This window comes from Rhodococcus sp. P14 (assembly GCF_000256505.1).
Classification (GTDB): domain Bacteria; phylum Actinomycetota; class Actinomycetes; order Mycobacteriales; family Mycobacteriaceae; genus Rhodococcus; species Rhodococcus ruber.
The window spans coordinates 1-20,767 of the sequence record NZ_AJFC01000132.1; the positions used below are offsets into that span (position 1 = coordinate 1).

Sequence of the window (20,767 nt, forward strand, 5' to 3'; positions counted from 1 at the left end):
TCGCCGAGGCGCTGTGCCCAGTCCCGTGCGACGGGCAGCAGCCGGTGGTAGAACGCCGCGCGCAACCGGGTGATGCCCTCGGGTACGGGACTGCCGAAATAGCGGTAGGTGCCTTTGCCGAAGCGATACCGCGCCATGTCGATCGTGCTGCGGAAGCGGCGTTCGTCGTCCCACATCGCGGTGACGCGTGCGCACTCGTCCGCGGTGAGCAGCGGCCCGGTCTGCGCGCACCCCGTCGCGTCGAGCTCGGCGACGAGCGCCGGCCAGTCCTGAGCCTCGACCCGCGCGGTGAGCGAGTCGGTCCGGTTGGTCATCGTTCCTCCTCCGGCCGGGCAGTCCACCCCGTAGACGCTCGTCGGGCGGGAAACGTGAGATCCGGCCGGGAGGTTCTCGCGGCGAACGGGAGGAAACCGGCGACGCCACTCGCGCGTTGCCGCGACAACCTCCCGCTCGTCGCGGCAGTCACCCGTCGGCGAGCTTGGTGAGCAGGCGGGCGAGTTCGGTGCGTTCGGGGCCGTCGAGACGGGCGAAGAACTCGGTGGCCTCGGCGTCGCGCGCGGCATCGAGTTCGGCGGCGATGCGGCGGCCCTCGTCGGTGAGGTGGACGCACACGGCGCGACGGTCGGCGGGGTCGGCGACGCGGCGGGTCAGGCCGCGGGTCTCGAGCCGGTCGATCACCTCGGTGGCCGAGCGCGGCGCGATGCGCAGCGCCTTGGCGACGTCACCGAGGCGCAGCGGCTCGGGGGAGTGCCCGACGACGTGCAGCGCGCGGTGCTCGTGCGGGGACAGCTCCCACGGACCGAGGGTGGCGTGCCAGCGGCGGCGCAGCGTGCGGGTGGCGGTCATCAGCAGGTCGCGCAGCGCCGGGTCGGTGGGGACGTCGGACATGATGCGGATCATACCTCACTTGACGGTTGCCTCTTAGTGAGGCAACCTCAACAAGTACGTTTCGTACCTCACGAAGGAGGTGACGGGCATGATGCAGCCTCCGCCCGGCGGCGGGCCGGGACCGATGCGGCACGCCAAGCCCGACCCGCGCGACCGCGCCCAGCTCGAGGAATCCCCCGTGAGCGTGCGCCGCATCGGCGCGCTCTTCGCGCCCTACCGCTGGCAGGTTGCGCTCGTCGTCGGGCTCATCGTGGTCTCGTCGGTGATCACGCTCGCCAACCCGTTCCTCGTCCGCACCCTCATCGACCACGCGATTCCCGACCAGGACGTGCCGCTGCTGCTCGGCGCCGTCGGGGCGATGCTCGCCGTCACCGTCGTCGCCTCGATCCTCGGCGTGGTGCAGACGTGGATCTCCACCACGGTGGGCCAGCACGTCATGCACGACCTGCGCACCCGCGTGTTCGACCATCTGCAGCGGCAGTCCCTCGGCTTCTTCACCCGCACCCGCGGCGGGGAGATCCAGTCCCGGCTGACCAACGACATCGGCGGCATGCAGAACGTCGTCACCTCCACGGCGACCTCGATCGCCTCCAACGTCACCACCGTCGTCGGCACGGCCGTCGCGATGGCGGTGCTCAGCTGGAGGCTGTCGCTGCTGTCCCTGCTGGTGCTGCCGCCGGCGATCTGGCTCACCCGCAAGGTCGCCCTGATGCGCCGCGAGATCACCACCGTGCGCCAGCGTCGGCTCGCCGACATGCAGACCCAGATCGAGGAGAGCCTCTCGCTCAGCGGCGTCCTGCTCGGCAAGATCCTCGGCACCGGTCCCGCCATGTCGGAGCGCTTCGCCCGCACCTCCACCGAACTCGCCGACCTCGAGGTCCGCTCCCAGTTGTCCGGGCGCTGGCGCATGGCCACGATGAACATCGTCTTCGCCGCCATCCCGGCCCTGCTCTACCTCGTCGCCGGCCTGCCCGCGACGTCGGGCGGGATGACGATCGGCACCCTCGTCGCGTTCACCGGCCTGCAGGCCACCCTGTTCCGGCCGCTGATGAGCCTGCTCGACGTGGGCGTGTCGGTCACCGGGTCGCTGGCGCTGTTCAGCCGCATCTTCGAGTACCTCGACCTGACCGTCGAGATCGGCGAACCCACCGAGCCGGTGCACCTGGACCTCGGGCGCGTCGCCGGCGCCGTGCGGTTCGACGACGTCCGCTTCCGCTACGACGGTGCCGACCGGGACGCGCTCGCCGGCATCACCCTCGACGTGCCGGCGGGCTCGCACGTCGCGCTCGTCGGCGAAACCGGTTCAGGAAAAACAACTCTCGGGTCGCTCGTCGCGCGACTGTACGACCCCACGTCGGGGCGGGTGACGATCGACGGCGTCGACGTGCGCGACCTGCCGCTCGCCGACGTCGCGAGCCTGGTCGGTGTGGTCTCCCAGGAGACGTACCTGCTGCACGCCACGGTCCGGGAGAACCTGCGTCATGCCAAGCCCGACGCGACCGACGCCGAGATCGAGCAGGCCGCGCGCGCCGCGCACATCCACGACCTGCTGTGCTCGCTGCCGGACGGCTACGACACCGTCGTCGGGGCGCGCGGGCACCGCTTCTCCGGCGGCGAGAAGCAGCGCCTCGCCATCGCCCGCACCCTGCTGCGCGACCCGCGCATCCTGGTGCTGGACGAGGCGACCAGCGCCCTCGACAACGAGACCGAACGCGCGGTGCAGGCCGCGCTGGACGCGGCCCGCCGCGATCGCACGACCCTCACCGTCGCGCACCGCCTCTCGACCGTCCGCGACGCCGACACCATCGTCGTCCTCGACCGCGGCCGCATCGTGGAGCAGGGCAGCCACGACGAACTGCTCGCCCGCGACGGCCGATACGCCGCGCTCGCGGCCCGCACACAACCACAGGAAGTCGGCGTGTGACCGCCGCTCAGCCGGACACCGAAACGGCGCCGGTCCGCAGGCGCCGCACCGCGTCCGCCGCCGGCACCACGGCGGCGCATCGCGCCGCGAGGTACTGCAGCGCCTCGGTGTGCTCCCGCCGGGAGAAGTCCGCGACCCCGTCCGCGACGACGAAGACCTGCACATCCCGCATGAACCCGTCCAGCGCGGTGCTCAGGCACCCGATGTGGGCGTAGACGCCGGTCACGACGAGCTGGTCCCGGCCCCACGCGTGCATCCGCTCCCGCAGGTCGGTGCGGATGAATGCGCTGTAGCGCCACTTGGTGAGCTGCACGTCGTCCTCGCGCGGCGCGAGTTCGGCGACGACGGACGTCAGAGCCGGGTCGTCGGCCAGGCCGGGACCCCAGAAGTCGGTGAGCAGGGCGCGCTCGGCGGGATCCTGATCGCCCGGCTGGGCGGTGTAGACGACGGGAATGCCCGCCTCGTACGCCGACTGCCGGATCGTATCGATGTTCGGCACCACCGTAGCCAGCGGATCCGCCGTGCGGTCGAACGCGCGGACGAAGTACTCCTGCATGTCGTGCACGAGCAGCACCGCCCGCCGCGGATCGATCGTCCAGTCGACGGTGTTCTCCGGCAGGTCCGTGGGCATCGGATAGGAGACGGACTTCGGCAGGGCCATGGCGGGATTCGCTTTCTGTCGTCGGGGATCAGTGCTGCAGGGTGGCGGCGAGCGCGCGGCGCAGCTCGGCGCGGCTGGTCTTGCCCACTCCGGTGACGGGGAAGGCGTCGACGAGGACCACCTTGTCGGGGATCTTGTACGCGGCCAGGCCCCGTTCCCGCAGGAACGCCTTCAGCGCCGGGGCTTTCGGCGTGGTCCCGTCGGCCACGACGAACACGCACGTGCGCTCCCCGAGGTAGGCGTCGGGCACGGCGACCACCGTGGCGTCCAGGACGTGGGGGTGGGCGAGCAGGTGGTTCTCCACCTCTTCGGCGGCGATCTTCTCGCCGCCCCGGTTGATCTGATCCTTCGCGCGGCCCTCGACGACGACGTAGCCGTCCTCGGTCAGGCGCACGAGATCGCCGGTGCGGTAGAACCCGTCGGGGGTGAACGCCGTCGCGTTGTGCTCGGGCGCGGCGTAGTAGCCGCGGATCGTGTACGGGCCGCGGGTGAGCAGGTGGCCCGTCGCGCCGGGGGCGACGGGCCGATCCTCGTCGTCGACGATCCGGATCTCGTCGTGCGGGCTGATGGGACGGCCCTGCGTGCCGACGACGGTGGTGTCGGGGTCGTCGAGCCGGGTGTAGTTGACCAGGCCCTCCGCCATCCCGAACACCTGCTGCAGGGTGCAGCCGAGTTCAGGCGTCACCCGCGCGGCCGCTTCGGCACCGAACTTCGCCCCGCCGACCTGCAGGACCCGCAGCGACGACAGGTCCCGCTCGGTGCGGGCCCGCGCCGCGAGCCACGCCAGGGCGAGCGGGGGCACGAGCGAGGCCATGGTGATCCCCTCCCGCTCGATCAGCTCGAAGGCGGTGTCGGGGCTCGGGTCCGGGGCCAGCACGACCGTGCCTCCGGCGTGCAGGACGCCGAGGATCCCGGGTGAGCTCATCGGGAAGTTGTGTGCCGCCGGCAGAACCACGAGCATCCGGGTGCCGGCGTCGACGCCGCAGATGCGGGCCGACTCGCGCACGGAGTACAGGTAGTCGGTGTGGGTGCGCGGGATCAGCTTCGGTGTGCCGGTCGTCCCACCCGAGAGCTGCAGGAACGCCACGGATTCCGGGTCGACGTCGGCGCACGCGTCCGGCTCGTGTGCGCGCAGCGCGTCGAGCGCGGTGAACTCCTGCGCGTCGCCGGCGACGATCACGACCGGGGGCCGGTCGAGAGCCGCGCACACCTGCCGGGCCAGCGCCCGGTAGTCGATTCCGCCGTGCTCGCCGGCGATCACGTACGCGGCGGCGTCGGTGAACCGGCAGAAGTACCCGATCTCGGCGCTGCGGTGCGCGGGCAGCGCGAACACCGGCAGCGCACCGAGACGGAACACCGCGAAGACCACCTCGGTGTACTCGACGATGTTGGGTAGCTGCACCAGGACCCGGTCGCCGCGCTGCACCCCGGCCGCCGCGAGGCCCGCGGCGATCCGGTCCGCCGTGTCGGACAGCTCGCGGTAGGTGATCCGTCGCTCGGTGCCGTGGGCGTCGCGGCCGACGAGCGCGACGCGCTCGCCGTGACGGTCGGCCCGGCCGGACAGGAACCGGACGAACGTCTCGTCCGTCCAGTAACCCGCGGCGCGGTAGAGTTCCGCGAACTCCCGCGGGTAGCCGGCGGTGGCGGCCAGGGGAGTCCGGGTGGCGGCGATCGTCACGGGGGTCCTTTCGGGTCAGGCGCGCAGCGTGGCGCCGCCGTCGACGTACAGGGTCTGCATGGTGATGTGGCGGGCGCGGTCCGAGAGCAGGAACGCGACGGCGTCCGCGATGTCGGCGGGCTCGGCGATGCGGCCCAGCGGAATACCCACCTTGAACGAGGTCGCGTCGCCGTCGATCGCGGTGCGGGCACCCGCGTCGTCGCCCGGATCCGGCCACAGGGACCGTTGCATCGCGGTGTCCGTGGAACCGGGCGCGACGACGTTGGCGCGCACCCCGAATCGGGCCAGCTCGAGACCGAGCACCCGGACGATCATGTGGGCGGCGGACTTCGACGCCCCGTAGGCGCCCATCCCGACGCGGGGCACCCCCGCCGAGTTGGAGCCGACCGTGACGATCGCGCCGCGGCGACGTTCGCGCATTCCGCGGCCGACGACGCGCAGCACGTTGACCAGGCCGGTGACGTTGACGTCGAACATCTTCCGCCACTCGGCGGGATCGCAGTCGAGCACCGATCCGGTGGTGAACACACCCGCGACGTGGGCCAGCGCGTCGACCGGCCCGTGCTCGGCTTCCACCCGGGCGACCGCCTCGGCGACGGCGGCCGCATCGCACACGTCGAGACCGTGCACGGGAGCGGGCACGTCGAGCAGCGCGGCGGTCTCGGCCAGGCCGTCGAGATCCCGATCGGCGAGGACGACGCGGTGCCCGGCCCCCGCGAGGGTGCGGGCGGTGGCGCGGCCGATGCCGTGGGCCGCGCCGACGACGAGGGTGACGGACCGGCTCATCGTCGCACCTCGAGCGCGTCGAGCACCGTGCCGAACTTCGTTGTGGTCTCGGCGAGTTCGTCGAGTGGATCCGAACCGGCGACGATGCCGCCGCCGGCGTGGGTGGTGAGCGTGGTGCCGTCGGCGTCGAGGACGGCGCAGCGGATCGTCACCATCCATTCGCCGTCACCGTCCCGGTCGGCCCAGCCCACGGCACCGGCGTAGAAGCCGCGGTCGCCCTCCAGTTCGCGGATCAGTGCCCGGGCCGCGGCGGTCGGCGTGCCGCAGATCGCGGGGGTCGGATGCACGGCCAGAGCCAGGTCGAGCGCGGTGACCGACCGGTCCCGCAACCGGCCGGCGATCGGGGTGCCCAGGTGCCAGAGCTGCCGGGTGCTCGCCAGCGTCGGCGTACGGGGGATGTCGAGGTCGGTGCACAGCGGGTCGAGGCTCGTCCGCAGGGCCTCGACGACGTGGGCGTGCTCCGCGCGGTTCTTCTCCGATGCGGCGAGGCGTTGTGCGGTGCGCCCGTCCACCTCGGGATCCGGATGCCGGGGCGCGGACCCGGCCAGCGGATGGCATGTGACGAGGTCGCCGCGGCGCCGGACGAGCACCTCGGGGCTGGCGCCGACGAGGTGCCGGCCGGTCCACGCTCCGCCGGCGGCGGTGAGATCGACGGCGAAACCGTTTCCGGTGGGATCGTTTCCGGCCAGCCGGGCGAGCAGCGACATCGGGTCGACGGGTGCGTCCGCCCGCAGGAGCAGCGCCCGGGCCAGCACCACCTTCGCCAGGTCGTCGGCCGGATCGCGGAGCTGCCGCAGCGCCGTGGCCACCCGGTCGAGGTGTTCGTCCTCGGCGGGCAGTGTCGCGGCGATCCGCACCGGCGCGAGCGGGACGGCGGCGTCCCCGACGGGGCCCGGCTGGTGCCGCAGCGCGACGGGCGCCGTGAGCGCGGCGCGGTGATCGGGAGCGAACGGTAGCGCGCCGACGACGGCCGCCACCGAGCCGGCGCGCAGCGCGGCCGCGGCCTCGCCGGCCGAGTCGAACCGGACATCGACGCCCTCCGCCACGACGGTGCCGTGCGGACGCGACAGCACGAACGGGGCGGCGGTATCGGCCTGCCGCGGGGCGGCGGTATCGACTTGCCGCGAGGCGGCGGTGCCGCGGGCGGCGACCGGTGCTTGCATGTGCACAGACCTCTCGTAGCGGTGACAGGGTCGGTCGTGGTGCCGTGCACCCGACCCAGCAGAACATATACGGTTAGCCTAACCTTTGGTATCGTCACGTTTCGCGCCGGACCGGCTTCACTGCTCGTGATGCGATACGGCACAGTCGAATTCGACCGTAGAAAGGGGATCGATCGTGCCCACGTCCGGCCTGTCGACCTCGGAGTTTCCGCTGACGCGGGCCCAGTCCGGCGTGTGGTTCGCCCAGCAGCTCGACCCCGCGAACCCCGTCTTCAACACCGCGGAATGCGTCGAACTCCGCGGCGAGGTCGACGTCGCCGCCCTGCTGCGCGCGGTCCGGGAGACCGTCGCCGAAGCCGAGGTGCCGACCGCGGCCTTCGCCGTGCAGGCCGACGGATCGGTCGTCATCCGTCCCGGTGCACACGCGGCGCCGGAGCCTGCCGTCGTCGATCTGCGCCGCGAGCCCGACCCGGAAGCGGCCGCGCAGCACTGGATGCGCGAGGACCATACGCGCGTGCTCGACCCCGCACGGGAACTCTGCCTGCGCGCCGCCGTGCTCCGGCTCGACGACCGGCACACGGTTCTCTACCTGTGCATCCATCACCTGGTGATCGACGCCTACGGCTTCGGCCTGCTCACCCGGCGCATCGCCGAGCGCTACACCGCCGACGTGCTCGGGCGACCGGTGCCGCCGGCGAGGTTCGCCCCGCTCGCCCCCGTCGTCGCCGAGGAGGCCGCCTATCGCGCGTCCGCGGACTTCGCCGCCGACCGGGACTTCTGGGCCGGCTACCTCGACGGCGCCGAGGACGCCGTAGCCCTCGCCGACGGTCCCGGCGGCATCGCCGTCCGCTGCCGCGGCGTGCGCCTGACCCTGACCGCCGAACAGCAGCAGGGACTCTCGCGGCTCGGCAAGGCCACCGGGGCGAGCTGGGGCGACGTCGTCACCGCCGCCGTCGCCGCGTACCTGCGGGCCGCGACCGGACGCGGCGACGTGATCGTGGGATTCCCGGTGATGAACCGGCTGGGCAGCGCCGCGACGACCGTGCCGATGTCCGCGGTCAACGTCGTACCGCTGCGCCTGCGCCCCGAACCCGCCCGCACCCTCGCCGACCTCGTCGGCGACGTGCGCGCCGCGGTGGCGAACTGCCGTCCGCACCACCGCTACCGCGGGGAGGACATCCAGAACGACCTGCGCCTGCCCGCCGGCTCGCGCGGTGTCGTGGGGCCGTCCGTCAACGTCAAACCGTTCGGCGACCGGCTGCGTTTCGCGGACCTGCACGCCGCGGTGCATTCCGTGGCCCGGGGCCCGCTGCAGGACTTCATGGTCACCGCGCGGCCGCTCGACCACACCGGCGGCCTCGAGATCTGGGTGGACGCCGACGCCGACGCCTACACCGCCGACGACCTCGAGCGGCACGCCCGCCGGCTCGAACTCCTTCTCACCCGGGTCGCCGCGCTCACCGACCCGCACCGGCCGCTGGCCCGGCTGCAGATCCTCGACGCCGACGAGCGCCGCCGCCTCCTCGGCGAGCACAGCGGCGACGACCTGCCGGTGCCTGCGGGCCTCACGCTGCCGGACCTGCTGGCCGCCCAGGTGGCCCGCGACCCGGACGCACCCGCGGTGCGCGATGCCGCCACCGCACTGACCTTCGGCGAACTGGCCGCGCGTGCGCGCCGACTCGCCCGGCACCTCCTGAGCGCCGGGCTCGGCCCGCAGCGGCGCGTCGCCGTCGCGCTGCCGCGCCGCACCGACACGCTCGTCGCGCTGTTCGCCGTCCTCGAGGCCGGCGCGACGTGCGTCCCGCTGGACCCCGACCATCCGGCCGAGCGACTCGCGCACGTGCTCGCCGAGACCGCGCCCGGTGTCGTGCTCACCGGCGGCGACGTCGCCGCACGTATCGCCGAGATCGCCTGCGCCGCGAGCCTGCCCGATCCGGTGAACCTCGACGAGCTGGACCTGCCCGGTTACGCCGACGAGCCGCTGACCCGCGCCGAACGCGGCCGACCGCTGCACGAGCTCGACGTGGCCTACCTCATCCACACCTCCGGGTCGACCGGCCGGCCCAAGGGCGTGGAGGTCCCGCACCGCGGGGCCGTCAACCTGTTCCACAGCCACCGCGCGCGCGTCTTCTCCCGGGCCCGCGCCGAGGCCGGCCGCGACCGCCTGCGGGTCGGGCACGTCTGGTCGTTCGCGTTCGACGCCTCGTGGGGCCCGCACCTGTGGCTGCTCGACGGGCACGAGCTGAGCATCGTCGACGAGACCACGCAGCGCGACCCGCACCGGCTCGCCGAACTCGCCCGCAGCGAGGGGTGGCACTTCGTCGAACTGTCGCCCGCGCAACTCGAGCAGATCGTCGAGGCCGACCTGCTGCGCGACGTGCCGACCCTCGGGTTCGGCGGCGACGCCGTCACCGACACCCTGTGGCGACGCCTGCGCGACCGGGACGGCGCCGCGTTCAACTTCTACGGCCCCACGGAGGGCACCGTCGACGTCCTCGTCGCCGAGGTGGGGGACGCGGCGGAACCCGTGATCGGCCGGCCGGTGGCGAACCTGCGTGCCTACGTGCTCGACGCCGCGCTCGAGCCCGTCCCCGAGGGGGTGGACGGCGAACTGTACGTCGCCGGTCCCGGCGTGGTGCGCGGCTACCTCGGCGCGCCCGGCGCGACGGCGGCGCGGTTCGTGGCGAACCCGTTCGGCGACAGCGAAACCCGCATGTACCGCACCGGCGACGTGGTGCGGTGGACCGCGGACGGCCGCCTCGCCTACCGTGGTCGCCGGGACGACCAGGTCAAGATCCGCGGCTTCCGCGTCGAACTCGGCGAGGTCGAGGCGGCGTTGCAGGAGCTGCCCGGCGTCACGCGGGCCGTCGCCGGGGCGCGCCCCGACGCGACCGGCACCGCGCGGCTCGTCGCCCACCTGGTGGGCGGCGACAGCGACCCGGCGGCGGCCCGCGAGCACGTGGCGCGGCGGCTGCCGGCGCACATGGTGCCGTCGGCGTTCGTGTTCCTCGACGCGCTGCCGCTCACCTCGAACGGCAAGGTGGACCGCACGTCGCTGCCGGAACCGGACTTCGGGACTCTTGTCGGCGGGCGCGCGGCCGCCACCGAACGCGAACGCGTGCTGTGCGCCGCGTTCGCGGACGTCCTCGGCCTCGACACCGTCGGCGTCGACGACGACTTCTTCCTCCTCGGCGGTCACTCCCTCGCGGCGGCCAAGCTGATCGCGACGGTCCGCGACACGCTCGGCGTGGAACTGCCGATCCGCACCGTCTTCGACCACCCGACCGTCGAGGCGCTCGCCGCGCAGTGCCCGGACGGTGCTGCGGCCCTGCGGATCCCGCTGCGACCGGTCGAGCGCGGCGACCGGGCACCGCTGTCGGCGGGGCAGCAGCGGCTGTGGTTCCAGTTCCGCCTCGAGGGGCCGAGCCCGACCTACAACGTGCCGCTGACGCTGCGCCTGCGCGGTGTCCCCGATCCGGCGGCGCTGCGCGACGCGGTGCGGGCGGTCCTCGACCGGCACGAGGTCCTGCGCACCGTGCTCGAGGACCACGACGGCGTCGGCAGGCAGCGCGTGCTCGCCGCACCCGAGGTGCCGTTCACCGCCCGCACCGTCCCGGCGTCCGGCCTGGACGCGGCGGTGGCGGCCGAGGCGCGGCACGCATTCGACCTCGAACGCGAGATCCCGATCCGGGTGGCGCTCTTCGACGACGGAGGCGCGGAGACCGTGCTGCTGGTGCTCGTGCACCACATCGCCGCCGACGAGTTGTCCGCTCCCATCCTGCTGCGCGAGCTCGGCGCCGCGTATGCCGCCGCGGCCGCCGGACGCTCCTGGACGCCGGCGCCGCTCCCGGTGCAGTACGCCGACTTCGCGGTGTGGCACCGCGAGATCCTCGGCGGCGCAGACGGACTCGCGGACCGGCAGCTGGACTACTGGCGCGCCCGGCTGGACGGGATGCCCGAGGAGCTCGCCCTGCCCACCGACCGGCCGCGTGGGGTGACCGCCTCGTTCGTGGGCGGCACGGTCGAGCAGCCGGTGTCCCCGCACGTCGCCGACGCACTGCGCGCCGTCGCGCGCGCGGCGAACGTCACGATGTTCATGCTCGTGCACACCGCCGTCGCCGTCGCCCTCGCACGCAGCGGCGCGGGGGAGGACCTCCCGATCGGCTCGCCCACCGCGGGCCGGCCCGCGGCCGAGCTGGACGGCCTCGTCGGGTTCTTCGTCAACATGGTGGTGCTGCGGACCGACCTGTCGGGTGACCCCACGCTCGCCGACCTGCTCGCCCGGGTCCGCAGCACCGATCTCGACGCCTACGCGCATCAGGACCTGCCGTTCGACCGGCTCGTCGAGGCCCTCGAGCCGGCTCGCAGCGCCGGCCGGCATCCGCTGTTCCAGGTGCTCGTGCAGCATCGCACCCCGCCCGTCGTCGACGCCTTCGCCGGTCTGGAACCGCGCGTGTCCACCGTCGACACCGGCGCCGCCCTGTTCGACCTGACCTTCGACGTGATCGAGGACGTGGACGGTGGCCTACGGGTGCGGGTGGAGTACGCGCGGGACCTGTTCGACCCGACCACGGCCGACGCGCTGGCGGGGCGCGTGGTGCGCGCCTTCGACGCCCTCGGGACGGATCCGCAGACCCGCCTGTCCGCGCTCGACCTGCTCTCCGACGACGAACGCGACCGCCTCCGCTCCGGCAGCCCGTACGTATGTATGGACGAGATCGAGGACGTCGGGGCGGGCACCCTCGGCGACCTGTTCACCCGCCAGGCGCAGCGCACCCCGGAGGCGCCCGCGCTCGTCACCGGCACCGAGACGCTGACCTTCGGGCAAGTGCACGCCCGCGCCGGCCGTCTGGCCCGCTACCTGATCGGCCGCGGCGTGGGACCGGAGACCGTGGTCGCGCTGATGCTGCCGCGCGGCACGGACGCGATCGTCGCGGCCCTCGCGGTGTGGCAGGCCGGCGGCGCCTACGTGCCGGTCGATCCCGGGTACCCGGTCGAGCGCGTCGAGCACATGCTCGCCGACTCCCGGCCCGTGCTCGTCCTCGACGAGGCCGCGCTCGCAGCGGTGGACCCCGCGCTCCCGGCCGGTCCGCTCGAGCCGGGCGAGCGTCCCGGCGCCGTCTCCGGCGACGGCGCCGCGTACATCGTCTACACCTCCGGCTCGACCGGCCTCCCCAAGGGCGTCGTGGTGCCGCACCGGGGTGTGGTGAACCTGGTCGCGACGCAGCGCCGCCGGACCGTCGGCCGCGCGGAGGACCGGCCGCTGCGGGTGCTGCTCACCTACGCGCTGTCCTTCGACTCCTCGATCGATCCGTTGCTGTCCATGCTCGCCGGGCACACGCTGTACCTGCCGGACGCCGATCTGCTCGCCGACGCCGCCGCCACCGTGGACTACGTGCGCGCCCACCGCATCGACGCCGTCGACTGCGTACCGTTGCTCATGACCGAACTGCTCGCCGCCGGGCTGGTCGAGCCTGCGGCGCCGCACCGCCCGCGCCTGCTCGCCGTGGGCGGCGAGGCCGTGTCCGCGGACCTGTGGTCGACGCTCGGGTCGATCGACGGGGTGCGGGCGCTGAACATGTACGGCCCCACCGAATGCACGGTCGACGCCACCATTGCCGAGATCCGCGGAGTGCGCCCGCACATCGGGACGCCGATCGACGGTGCCCGGGTGTACGTGCTCGACGACCGCCTGCGCCTCGTACCGACGGGCGTGGCCGGGGAACTGTACGTCGGCGGGCCCGGCGTGACCCGCGGCTACCTGAACCGGCCCGGCCACAGCTCCACCCGGTACGTGGCCGATCCGTTCGGTGCCTCCGGAACCCGGCTCTACCGCACCGGCGATCGGGTGCGGTGGCTCGACGCGGGCGGCGACCGTCCGGTCCTCGAATATCTCGGCCGCAGCGACGATCAGGTCAAGATCCGCGGGTTCCGTATCGAGCTCGGCGAGATCGAGACCGTGCTGTCGGCGCATCCGTCGGTCGCGGGCTGTGTGGTCGTGGCACGCGAGGACGAACCGGGCCGGCGCCGGCTCGTCGGCTACGTCGTCGGCGATGCGACCGACCCGGAGGTGTTGCGGCAGCATATGTCCCGTCGCCTGCCCGAGCACATGGTGCCGGCCGCGGTCGTGGTGCTCGACGAGTTCCCGACCACCCCGAACGGCAAGGTCGATCGGCGGGCGCTGCCCGCTCCGGTCTTCGCGCCCGCCGGTGCGCCGCGCGCCCCGGCGAACGACCTCGAGCGGCGCCTGTGCGTGGTGGTGGCGGAGGTGCTGCACCTGGACGCGGTCGGGCCGGACGACGACTTCTTCTCCCTCGGCGGCGATTCCATCGTCTCGATCCAGCTCGTGTCGCGTGCTCGCGCGGCGGGACTGCGGTTCGCCGCGCGCGACGTCTTCGAACACCGCACCCCGGCGGGCCTGGCCCGGATCGTGCAGGTCGACCCGGTATCGGAGGCGACGGATCGGACCGCGGCCCTGGGTCTCGTCCCCGCGACCCCGATCGTGCACGACCTCCTCGACCGTGGCGGCCCCTACCGGAGATTCGCCCAGTCCCGGCTGCTGATCGCACCCCCCGGCCTCGACCTCGCCACCCTGGCCGGCGCGGTGGGCCGGGTGCTCGCGGGGCACGACGCGCTGCGTGCCGTCTTCGATCCGGTCGCACGGACCTTCGACGTCCGTGCCGCGGACGTCGTAGATCCGGCCGCGCTTGTCAGACGGGTGGACGTCCGGGGACTCGACGAGCGGGCGCGCTCGTCGGTGCTGTCCGAGGAGACCGACGTCGCGTGCGCCGCCCTCGATCCCGAGGCCGGCGCGATGATGCGGCTGGTCTTCTTCGACACCGGGCCGGACCGCCCGGGCCGGGTCCTGGTGGTGATACACCACCTGGTGGTCGACGGGGTCTCGTGGCGGATCCTGGTCCCGGACCTGGCCGCCGCGTGCGAGGGCGTCGAACCGGACGGCGGGGGAACACCGCTGCGGGCATGGGCGCGGGGACTGCTGGAGCAGGTCCCCGCGCGGCGCGGCGAACTGGCGTTGTGGCGCCGCGTCCTCGAACCCGCCGGGTGCGTGCGAATTGCCGGGCGGGACGTGGACCCGGTGCGTGACACGCTGGCCACGGTCGCGCGGGTGCAGGTGGAGGTCCCGGCGTCGGTGACCGAGGCGCTGCTGACCACCGTGCCGGAGCGGTTCCGCGCGGGTGTCGACGACGTGCTGCTGACCGCGTTGGCGCTGACCGTGCGCCGGGCGTGCGGCGGCGGGCCGGTCCCGGTGGACCGGGAGGGGCACGGACGTGAGGAGCAGGTGGTGCCCGGCGCCGACCTGTCCCGCACCGTCGGCTGGTTCACCACCCTGTATCCGGTCCGTCTCGACGTGTCGGCGGTGGACCTCGCCGAGGCCTTCGCCGGTGGGGCCGCCGCCGGTGCGGCGCTCAAGCTCGTCAAGGAGCAACTGCGGGAGATCCCGGACAGCGGAATCGGATTCGGCATGCTCCGTCACCTCGACCCCGACTCCGCGGCCGAGCTCGGGGCCGGACCGGCACCGGAGATCGGGTTCAACTACCTCGGCCGGCTGACCCTCGGCGACGGGACCGGCGCGCCGTGGACGGCGGCTCCGGAAGCCGGCGTGCTCGGTGGCGCCACCGACGAGGCGATGCCGGTGAGCCACGCGATCGAGGTCGGTGCCGTCACCGAGGAGACGCCGGCCGGGCCGGTGCTCCGCGCGACGTGGGGGTACGCCACCGGCGTCGTCACGGCGACCGTCGTCGCCGAGCTGGCACACGGCTGGGTCGCGGCGCTGCGTGCGCTCGCCGACCACGCCGCGCGCGACGACGCGGGCGGCTTCACGCCCTCCGATCTGACGCTGAGTGGTCTGGACCAGTCCGAGATCGACGAGTTCGCCCTGGAGTTCGGGTGAGTGTCTGTGCGCTGGGCCGGCAGGCGCGCCCGCAGGCCACCCCTGGCCGGCCCTGCGCACCTGTTCCTCACGATGCTGCGGTCGACCGACCCCGACACAGCCGGGCAGGACCGACCCCTACGCCGTCGTGCGCGAACTGCGACGCGCACTCGACCGTCGGGTCGGTACCTGCCCGGCCGGCCATCACTGCATCCTGACCGGACGAAGTCCTACCGCAGGACTCCTGGAAGGAACACGCTCATGGTGCAGTGATCACCTCGCCGAGGGCTCGGCTTCGTAGGTGACCCAGTTCGTTCGTGTGGCGAGGGTGTTGTAGAGCGCCTGGGCTCGATGGTTGTCCTCGGCGGTCACCCACTGCACCACGGCGCGGCCCTCGGCGGCGGCCATCTCGGTGAGACGCTCGATCAGTGCACGTCCGACCCCCCGGCCCCGGGCCGCGGGGTCGGTGAACAGATCGTCGAGGAAGAGACCGGTGGTACCGGTGTAGGGCGAGGAGAAACGACGGTGGTGTGCGAACCCGAGGATCTCGCCGTGCGCCTCCGCGACGAGCGCCTTGCATTCGTGTCGGGGATCCATGAACCATCCCCATGCACGGGAGACGATGTCCTCGGACTCGGGCAGCTTGTAGAACGTGCGGTACTCACGGAAGAGGACGCGCCAGCGGGTCTCGTCGGTGGGGGCGAGCGGTCGGACCGTCGGAGTGGTGGTCGTTGTCAATTCGGTTGCTCCTGTGGGTTTTCGAAGGTCTCGGGTCGAGCGGTGCCAGTGCGTAGTGTCCGCGGGCTCTGCGTCTGCGAAGTTCGATGCGGGATGCGCTGCGCTCGGCAGGCGGCAGCGTTCGGCCAGTGCTGCGTGTGAAATACGAGCGGTGGTGGTGTTCCGTCACCGGCAGGCGGCGATGAGCTCCTCGAGTCGGGCGGTTTCGGGTTCATCGAGGGGAAGCAGGGGCCGGCGCGGGGTTCCCGCCTCGACGCCGACGCTGCGCAGGCCCGCCTTGATCGTGGCCGGAAGCCCGCGGCTGACGATCATGTCGAGGAGCGGACGGAGCCGATCGAAGAGTTCGGCCGCCTCGTCCTCCCGGCCCGTGGTGATCGCGCGGTGGAACTCGACGATCCGGTGCGGGATCAGGCACGGCGCCGCGGTGCACCAGCCTGCGGCACCCGCCTGAAAGGCCCTCTGCGCCAGCGGGTTGCTGCCGTTGAAGAACGCAAGTGTGTTGCCGCTGAGTTCGTTCAGGCGGTGCATGCGCGCAATGTCACCGGTGGATTCCTTGACCATCGTGATGTTCTCGACCGTGGCGACGAGGTCGAACAGGAACTCCGCCGTCATGTCGATGCCGGTGGTAGCTGGGTTGTTGTAGACCATCACCGGGATTCCGATCGATTCGGCGAGGGTGGTGAAGTGCAACCGGACCTCTTCCTCGGTGAGGCGCCAGTACGAGGTGGGCAGCGCCATCACCGCCGTGGCGCCGAGGCGCTCGGCGATCTGCGCGCGACGGATCGTGCCGGCAGTGGTCAGGTCCGAGACTCCGACGACCGTCGGCACCCGGCCGTCGGTGTGCTCGATGGTTTCGGTTGCGACGGTGATCCACTCGTTGTGGTCGAGGTAGGCGCTCTCCCCGGTGCTGCCGAGGGGGGCGATCGCATCGACGCCTGCATCGATCATGCGGTCCAGCAGCAGGTGCAGGATGTCCACGTCGATCGTCTCGGGGTCTCGGCTGTCGAACGGTGTGACGGGGTATGCAACGATTCCGCTGATTGTGGTCAAGGTGCACTCCAAGAGGATTCGGATGGTGGGTGGCCGGGGTCAGTGGCAGTCGATCGCGTCCGGGTGGGAGCGCAGGGCCTTGCGTGCGTAGTAGCCGAAGTTGGCTTCGCTGCGGCGTGGGGTGAGGGTCCAGTCGTGGGCCTCACGCGCCAGCCGTGGGGGAAGAGGCTTGATCTCGCCGGCCGCCATCGCGAGCAGTTGCAGGCGGGCCGCCCGTTCGATCAGGTGCGCCAGCGAGCACGCCTCTTCGATGGTCGATCCGACGACGAGTTGCCCGTGGTGGGCGAGCAGGATCGCGCGCTTGTCACCGAGCGCGGCAGAGATGATCTCGCCCTCCTCGTTGCCGACGGGAACTCCCGGCCAGTCCGGCAGGAACGCACAGTCGTCGTAGAGCGGGGCGACGTCCATCTGCGAGACCTGCAGGGGGATCTCGAGCATGGACAATGCCGCCGCGTGCAGCGGATGCGTGTGGACGATGCAGTTCACATCCGGCCGTGCCCGGTAGATCCAGCTGTGGAACCTGTTGGCCGGGTTCGCCATGCCGCTGCCTTCGAGAACCTGAAGGTCCTCGTCGACGAGGAGCAGGTTGCTTTCGGTGATCTCGTCGAAGCCGAGACCGAGCCGCTGCGTGAGGAAGGTTCCCGGTGCCGTGCCGCGCGCGGAGATCTGGCCCGCCAGACCGGAGTCGTGTCCGGCATCGAACAGGGCCCGGCAGGTCAGGGCGATCTTCTGGCGGTCCGTCCACTCGGCCGCCGCGACCTCGGTGAGCATGGTCTTCTTGGCGGTCTCCATCAACTCGGCTTTGCCGAGATTCATCGTTGTCGCCATCCTCGGGGCTCCTTTCACCACGGACAAGTCGATGACACGTAGAGCACTATAGGACACAAAGTGTCCTATAGTGCAACCGGGTGACGTGGTCGGTAGGGTGGGCGTGTGCGGGGACGCCTGTCTTCGCGGGCGCAACCGAGAGGGAGGTGTGGACACGATGGCGGCGCTACTGCGGTCGCATCGACGCCGGGCGGGGTTGACCTTGGAGGCCCTCGCCGAGGGCACCGGGCTGACCAAGAGCTACCTGTCGAAGGTCGAGCGAGGGATCAGTACACCGTCGATCGCGGTGGCGCTGAAGATCGCGCGGGCCCTGGACGCCGATGTCAGTCAGCTGTTCTCCGACAGCCCCGACAACAGCATGATGACGGTCGAGCGGCGAGGTGAGCGCGCGCAGGTCGACGAGCGCGACGGGAGTGCGGTCTACGACGCCGTCGCCACCCGCATGATCGGTAAATCCATGCAGCCGTTCATTGTTCACCCGACGACGCAACCCGGATCCGACTACATGGAGCACCCGGGTGAAGAGTTCATCCTTGTCAAGGAGGGGACTGTCGAGGTGAGCATCCCCGATCAGGTGATCACCCTGGACGAGGGGGACAGCCTCTACTTCGACGCGAATACCCCCCATCGCGTCCGATCGGTGTCGCCGTCACGGGCCGTGCTGATTGTGGTCGTCCACGACCGGGACGGCGACAGTGCCGACGCCGGGCCGGCGTCGAAGTCCGCGCAGCGCTGCGCGCCCACAGCGCCGACGTCCAGCAGCTGAACGCCGCCTCTCCCGAGGGTGCCCCGACCCGAACCGTAGGCATACCGGCCCTCTGACTTCCGCCGATGTCCCCCGTCCTGGGCGGTGAGCCCCTCCGACAGGCCGGAGAACCCGCGCACAGCAGGGTCGTTCAAGCAGCCAACGGGTGACGTGATCCTCTCGGCCTCGTCGAAATGAGGGGTCGCGGGAATCTGGGGATACGCGCCCTGCGGTGAGCCCGTCGCGCAGATGCGGTTGCACGGGAGCAGTGCGCGAAGGTCGTGGGCGTGGCACCCTCCGATTGCTCGGGTGGAGGGGGTGGCCGGGCCGGTGCGCCCGACTCGAGGTCGCCCGGGGTCAGGCGAGTAGTTCTGTTGTGCCCGACCACAGCACGACCCCGGCGAGAATCGTCAGGACCGCGGAGGTGGTGCGGGCGAACGCGCGGGCATGGGACCGCAGCCAGTGGTCGACGACTTTCGCGGATGCGAACCAGGCGAGGGCACCGAACCACGCGGCTTCGGAGGCGATCAGCAACACCGCCACGGTGAGTTTGTCTGCTCCGGAGGCGTGCTGCGGTATCAGTGTGGCGAACACGGCCATGAAGAACACCACCGCTTTCGGGTTGGTGATGTTGGTGGCGACACCGAGCGCGAAGGACGTCGACGGGGATTGCGGCGATGCGCCCGTTGCGGTGTCGGTGAGGGGCCGCGCCCGGAGGGTCGCCACGGCCAGGTACAGCAGCAGCGCCGCCCCGAGGATCTGGACGGCGGCGAGCACCTTCGGTGGTCCGGCCGCCACACCCAGCATCGCTACGGTGACCCAGACCGCGATTCCGGTGGCGATCCCGAGGGCTGTGGCGATCCCGAGGCGGCGGGACCCCAGGACCGACTGTCGCAGCACCACAACAGCATCCGGTCCGGGGGAGACGACCCCGGCCAGCCAGACGCCCATCAGGGCCAGATAGCTACCGATGCTCACCGCGCCATCGTGCCATTTCTCCAGGATCGGGGCGGTGTCGCCCACCCGTCGGGTGCCGCACGGCGTCCACCTCGGGCCGCGCCGGCGCGAGGAGCATCTTCAGGAGGCGAGGGTGTCCACCGAGGCGGTGTTGCCTGCCTCGCCGAGGTCGGGGTTGCGGCAGGGTCGGCCTCCGCACCGGAGGGGCGGTGCGTGTGCGGCTGCGGTGGTGGCGACGCGGTGGCGGGGGAGCCGGCGGCTCGGACCGGCGCGACGCGTGAGGGGACGCCGTGGTCCGGAGACGTAGCGCTTGGCGCGCAGAGTAGGTTCGGTTAGCCTAACCAACTGAGTTCGGGCAGGTGCCCGGCGAACAGACATGTGGGAGTGAGCGATGCGGGTTGAGGGACTGGGCCGGGTGCGCCGCGCGGCGGCGATCGGCGCGGCGGCGATGCTGGCGATCGGCCTCGCGGGATGCGGCAGCGACAGCGGCACCGGTGAGGAGTCCGGCGCGAGCACCACGCGCACGTTCGAGGCGCAGAACGGGTCGATCGAGATCCCGGCCGATCCGCAGCGCATCGTCGCCTGCGGCTACGCGGTCCTGCCGCTGCTCCAGGCCGAGGCGAACCTGGCTGCGGCCTGCGAGTGGACCCGCGAGCTCGACAACATGGACGCCGAGACCGAGGCCGCGTACGAGGCCCTGCCCAAGGTGGCGCCGGACGGAGCCGTGAGCGAACTCGACTACGAGGCCGTGGCCGCCGCCGCACCCGACCTGATCATCATGGGCGTGCCCGCGCGCGTGCAGTCGCAGCTCGACACGGCCAAGCTCGAGGCGCTCGCTCCGGTGGTCTTCCTCGGCCTGACCGACCCCGGTGACTGGCGCATGCTCGGCGAGCAGTACGCCGACGCCGCCGGCGTCTCCGAGGAGTACGGCGAGTACAAGGAACAGTACGAGGCGCGTGCCGCCGAGATCGCCGACAAGTACCGCGGCACCCTCGGGAACCTGACCTTCGCCGGGGTCTGCAATGTGTGCGGCACCGAGCCGGGTGAGTTCTACCGCGAGTACGCCTCCTCGTACACCACCAACCTCTTCCAGGACCTCGACCTGCAATTCCCCGGTCAGCCCGCCGATCCCGAGGCCGTGCACGGCGAGTACCTCTCCGTCGAGGAGATCGGCCGGAACCTCGGGGACGTCGACGTCATCGTCTACGGCGTCGAGGGCGACGGGTCCGTCTCGCCCGAGCTGCAGGAGCTGATGGCCTCCCCGCTGTGGCAGGCCCTGCCCGCCGTGCAGGCTGGAAACCTGGTCCCGGTCCGGCACTCCCACGCCGCGACCTACGAGACCGCGCTGCTCGCACTCGATTCCATCGATCAGGCGCTCGCCGCGCTGCCCGCGAACCAGCAGCAGTAGCCCTCCCGGCACCCACGGCCCCCGCGTCCGGCGACCCGGGGGCCGTGTTC

The 20,767-nt window shown here is 72.2% G+C and carries 14 protein-coding genes; 4 read left to right on the forward strand and 10 right to left on the reverse strand.

Annotation, left to right across the window (positions count from 1 at the left end; translation table 11 throughout):
* Both OEY_RS0110105 and OEY_RS0110110 read right to left on the reverse strand, forming a co-directional pair.
* A partial coding sequence (locus tag OEY_RS0110105) for a 2OG-Fe(II) oxygenase (RefSeq protein ID WP_010593763.1) occupies positions 1-314 on the reverse strand: 314 nt, incomplete at its 3' end.
* Between the two features lie 148 nt (positions 315-462).
* Entirely contained in the window at positions 463-900 is a 438-nt protein-coding gene (locus OEY_RS0110110) for a MarR family winged helix-turn-helix transcriptional regulator (protein WP_010593764.1), read from the reverse strand.
* A gap of 76 nt (positions 901-976) precedes the next feature.
* On the opposite strand from OEY_RS0110110, the gene OEY_RS0110115 reads away from it, so the two are divergent.
* Positions 977-2,812: an ABC transporter ATP-binding protein gene (locus OEY_RS0110115; protein ID WP_010593765.1), complete on the forward strand. Its 1,836-nt coding sequence runs from the start codon at positions 977-979 to the stop codon at positions 2,810-2,812.
* 7 nt (positions 2,813-2,819) lie between these two features.
* Here the strand turns inward: OEY_RS0110115 and OEY_RS0110120 are convergent, their stop codons facing one another.
* From OEY_RS0110120 to OEY_RS0110135, 4 genes are read right to left on the reverse strand one after another with little or no spacing between them, the layout of a single operon-like run.
* Entirely contained in the window at positions 2,820-3,473 is a 654-nt protein-coding gene (locus tag OEY_RS0110120) for an isochorismatase family protein (RefSeq protein WP_010593766.1), read from the reverse strand.
* A 28-nt stretch (positions 3,474-3,501) separates the two neighbouring features.
* The gene (locus tag OEY_RS0110125; RefSeq protein ID WP_010593767.1) at positions 3,502-5,151 is read right to left on the reverse strand and encodes a (2,3-dihydroxybenzoyl)adenylate synthase; all 1,650 of its coding nucleotides are present in this window, start codon (positions 5,149-5,151) and stop codon (positions 3,502-3,504) included.
* Between the two features lie 15 nt (positions 5,152-5,166).
* The gene (locus OEY_RS0110130) at positions 5,167-5,937 is read right to left on the reverse strand and encodes a 2,3-dihydro-2,3-dihydroxybenzoate dehydrogenase (protein WP_010593768.1); all 771 of its coding nucleotides are present in this window, start codon (positions 5,935-5,937) and stop codon (positions 5,167-5,169) included.
* Positions 5,934-7,100: an isochorismate synthase gene (locus tag OEY_RS0110135; protein ID WP_010593769.1), complete on the reverse strand. Its 1,167-nt coding sequence runs from the start codon at positions 7,098-7,100 to the stop codon at positions 5,934-5,936. The genes OEY_RS0110130 and OEY_RS0110135 overlap by 4 nt, the downstream gene beginning before the upstream one ends.
* A gap of 175 nt (positions 7,101-7,275) precedes the next feature.
* Between OEY_RS0110135 and OEY_RS0110140 the strand changes: the two genes are divergently transcribed.
* Positions 7,276-15,012: a non-ribosomal peptide synthetase gene (locus OEY_RS0110140; protein ID WP_010593770.1), complete on the forward strand. Its 7,737-nt coding sequence runs from the start codon at positions 7,276-7,278 to the stop codon at positions 15,010-15,012.
* Between the two features lie 252 nt (positions 15,013-15,264).
* Here OEY_RS0110140 and OEY_RS0110145 read toward each other — a convergent pair whose 3' ends face one another.
* The 3 genes from OEY_RS0110145 to OEY_RS0110155 form a co-directional block, all read right to left on the reverse strand.
* Complete coding sequence (locus OEY_RS0110145; RefSeq protein ID WP_010593771.1) at positions 15,265-15,729, reverse strand: GNAT family N-acetyltransferase; 465 nt, start codon at positions 15,727-15,729, stop codon at positions 15,265-15,267.
* Positions 15,730-15,894: 165 nt separating this feature from the next.
* Entirely contained in the window at positions 15,895-16,779 is an 885-nt protein-coding gene (locus tag OEY_RS0110150; protein WP_010593772.1) for a dihydrodipicolinate synthase family protein, read from the reverse strand.
* Between the two features lie 39 nt (positions 16,780-16,818).
* Positions 16,819-17,607, reverse strand: a complete 789-nt coding sequence (locus OEY_RS0110155) for an aldolase (protein ID WP_010593773.1) — start codon at positions 17,605-17,607, stop codon at positions 16,819-16,821.
* Between the two features lie 157 nt (positions 17,608-17,764).
* Between OEY_RS0110155 and OEY_RS0110160 the strand changes: the two genes are divergently transcribed.
* On the forward strand, positions 17,765-18,373 hold the full coding sequence (locus OEY_RS0110160; protein ID WP_048772684.1) for a helix-turn-helix domain-containing protein: 609 nt from the start codon (positions 17,765-17,767) through the stop codon (positions 18,371-18,373).
* Positions 18,374-18,709: 336 nt separating this feature from the next.
* Here the strand turns inward: OEY_RS0110160 and OEY_RS0110165 are convergent, their stop codons facing one another.
* Complete coding sequence (locus OEY_RS0110165; protein WP_172603549.1) at positions 18,710-19,330, reverse strand: LysE family translocator; 621 nt, start codon at positions 19,328-19,330, stop codon at positions 18,710-18,712.
* A gap of 370 nt (positions 19,331-19,700) precedes the next feature.
* On the opposite strand from OEY_RS0110165, the gene OEY_RS0110170 reads away from it, so the two are divergent.
* Positions 19,701-20,717 (forward strand): ABC transporter substrate-binding protein, encoded by a 1,017-nt coding sequence (locus tag OEY_RS0110170; protein ID WP_010593776.1) that lies wholly within the window; start codon positions 19,701-19,703, stop codon positions 20,715-20,717.
* The last annotated feature ends 50 nt before the right edge of the window (positions 20,718-20,767 follow it).